This window comes from Methylacidimicrobium tartarophylax (assembly GCF_902143375.2).
GTDB classification, from domain to species: Bacteria; Verrucomicrobiota; Verrucomicrobiia; order Methylacidiphilales; family Methylacidiphilaceae; genus Methylacidimicrobium; species Methylacidimicrobium tartarophylax.
Genome location: NZ_CABFVA020000089.1, coordinates 1 through 2348, shown reverse-complemented (window position 1 = coordinate 2348; position 2348 = coordinate 1). Strand labels below are relative to the sequence as shown.

General features: G+C 60.1%; 3 protein-coding genes. All 3 read left to right on the top strand.

Features of this window, described 5'->3' with window-relative positions; all coding sequences use genetic code 11:
• The first annotated feature begins 281 nt into the window (after nucleotides 1-281).
• Entirely contained in the window at nucleotides 282-521 is a 240-nt protein-coding gene (locus MAMT_RS11425) for a hypothetical protein (protein WP_178087025.1), read from the top strand.
• A gap of 95 nt (nucleotides 522-616) precedes the next feature.
• Complete coding sequence (locus MAMT_RS08295; protein WP_142660513.1) at nucleotides 617-1675, top strand: sulfotransferase family protein; 1059 nt, start codon at nucleotides 617-619, stop codon at nucleotides 1673-1675.
• A gap of 36 nt (nucleotides 1676-1711) precedes the next feature.
• Nucleotides 1712-2341, top strand: a complete 630-nt coding sequence (locus tag MAMT_RS08290; RefSeq protein ID WP_142660512.1) for a glycosyltransferase family 2 protein — start codon at nucleotides 1712-1714, stop codon at nucleotides 2339-2341.
• Nucleotides 2342-2348: the final 7 nt, after the last annotated feature.

The window sequence follows — 2348 nt, the reverse complement described above, 5'->3', positions numbered from 1 at the left end:
ACTGGGGAGAGCCGCCGGGGTAATGGGCGAGGGCATGCGGGCAAAGGACGATGTATCAACACGGGAGGCCCCCATCGGGCTGGGAGCTCGGGTTGGCCCGAGCGGACCGACCGCTGCCCTGAGAGGGGCCGAAGCGGGACCGGGTGGGAGTAGGATAGGCCCAAGGTACCGGAGAACTCGGAGAAAATCCGAGGGAGGGAAGGGGCCTTAGTTCAAAGGAAACGTACGAAGGAGCAAAAGCATGGGAGAATGACGAAGAGTCTAGAACCTCCCTGGTGTGCGTGGCGGTTCTGGAGGACGTTGCAGGAGAAAGCGAAGGCGGGTCAAAAAAACCTGCGGAAGATCCGCTAGATCATATTTTTCTTTTTTCACAACAAACCGCATTGCCGAAGGTTTACTCGAATAAGGAAGAGTTGTGGCACGAGCAGCGAGATCTCATTTTCCCGGAGTCCTTGCCAAGGACGATCGGGTTCTCCTGGGTTGCCGTGCTCACGGAAGCACAAAGCTTGTACCGGAACTGAAGGCAAGGGGCAGGAAAGGAAGCCGAGGACGGAAGGACTCAGTGGAATTTCGGCTTACCGCCCCGAGACAACGGTAGGAGCACCCTCTTCCTCCGATGAAATCCCACGCAGTCCTCGTCCTCGGCATGCAACGCTGCGGCACCAGCGCCCTGACCCGCTGCCTCGGCTTTCTAGGCGTGGAGCTCGGCTCGGAGTTCATTGAGCCGGCCGAGGCCAATCCGACCGGTTTTTGGGAGGATAGCAAGTTTCTCGCCATCAATCGCCGGTTGACCCAGCTGCTGGGAGAGGAGGGGGATCGCTTTTGGGAGCACTCGGCTCCCCTGGAAATCCCCGCGTCTTCCCCGGAAGTGCGCTCCCTGATGTCCGAGGCGATCGAGTCGATCCGGGGTAGGTTTGCCGCCTGCCCGTGGTGGGCCTTCAAGGATCCGCGGACCCTCCGGGCGCTTCCCTTTTGGGAGGAAGCGTTGGTTCGAGGCGGCATGGAGATCATCGAGGTGATCGCCGTCCGCCATCCGCTCGCCTGCGCAGAGTCGCTTCTGCGGCGCGATGGCATTCCGGAGGATAGGTCCCTCCTGCTCTGGGTCAGTCATTATCTTGCCCACTGGCCCCGAGTCGCCGCCAGGCCCTTTGTCGCGGTCGATTACGACCGGCTCCTGGAGGAACCGGAGCGGGAACTGCGGCGGCTGAGCGATCGGCTGGGGCTGCCCTGGCGCGAGACGGCGGTAGAGGAGGCGGGCCGCTTCCTGCGAGCCGATCTCCAGCACACCCGTTTTGCGGCGGAGGATCTGCAAGATCGGCCGGACATTTCTCCGCTGGTTGTGGAGACCTTCCAATCGCTCAACGACCTTTGCGCCGACCGTGAACCGAAGGTTGCTTCCTCCCGGATGCGGTCTCTCCACGCGGAGTTCCGGCGAATGGTGCCGTTGCTCCGCATTATTGATGCAGAGCGGCTTCCAACCAATTCGGTTTTCATGGCGGAGCTGCAAGAGTGCCGGTCCATTCTGGCGACGCGAGCGCGGGAGGTAGCCGCCTTGCGGACGCAGATCGGAGCGTCGCGCACCTACCGGTTGCTTCTTAGGCTGCACACGCTGGAAAGATCGTTCCGCGGGCTGAGGAAGCGGCTGCTCGGGTCGAGGAGCCACGAGTCGCAGTGAGGGAGAAGGTCTAGCAGCGGAGCGCCTTAATTCAGAGTGCACCCTTCCTTAAGCATCGTGCTGCCGGTTTATAATGAGGCGAGAATCGCCAGGGAGATCGCCACCCGAGTCGCGAGCTTTGCCGCAACCCATCCCGACTACGAGCTTCTCCTGGTCGACGATGGGTCCGTCGACGATACTACAACCATTCTTTGCGAAATCTTCACGAAGGCGCGCATGCCCAATGTTTCCCTTCTCCACTACTCTCCCCATCGTGGGAAAGGGAGTGCCGTCCTCTTCGGATTCCAAAGATGTGGCGGAACATTCGTCTGCTTCACCGATGGCGACTTGATCTTTCCGCTCGACTACCTGGACCGGATCGCGGAAGAACTCAAGGAATCGGAGGTCGTGATCGGCTCCCGCAGCCGCTGCCGTGCCTCACAAGGAACTCGCAATCTACTCCGCCGATTTTTCAGTATCGGCTACAATTGGCTCGTCCGTCTTCTCCTGGGACTACCCTATGTAGACACTCAGGCCGGTTTGAAAGGACTTCGAGCGGAATCAGCGGAATGGCTCTTTCCTCTCCTCCGTTATTCCACCGGCTTCTCCTTTGACGTCGAACTCCTTTTTTTTGGCAAAGAAGCTGGCAGCCTGTCGGCCTTTCCGTTTCCCACTGGAATATGGTAAAAGAGGG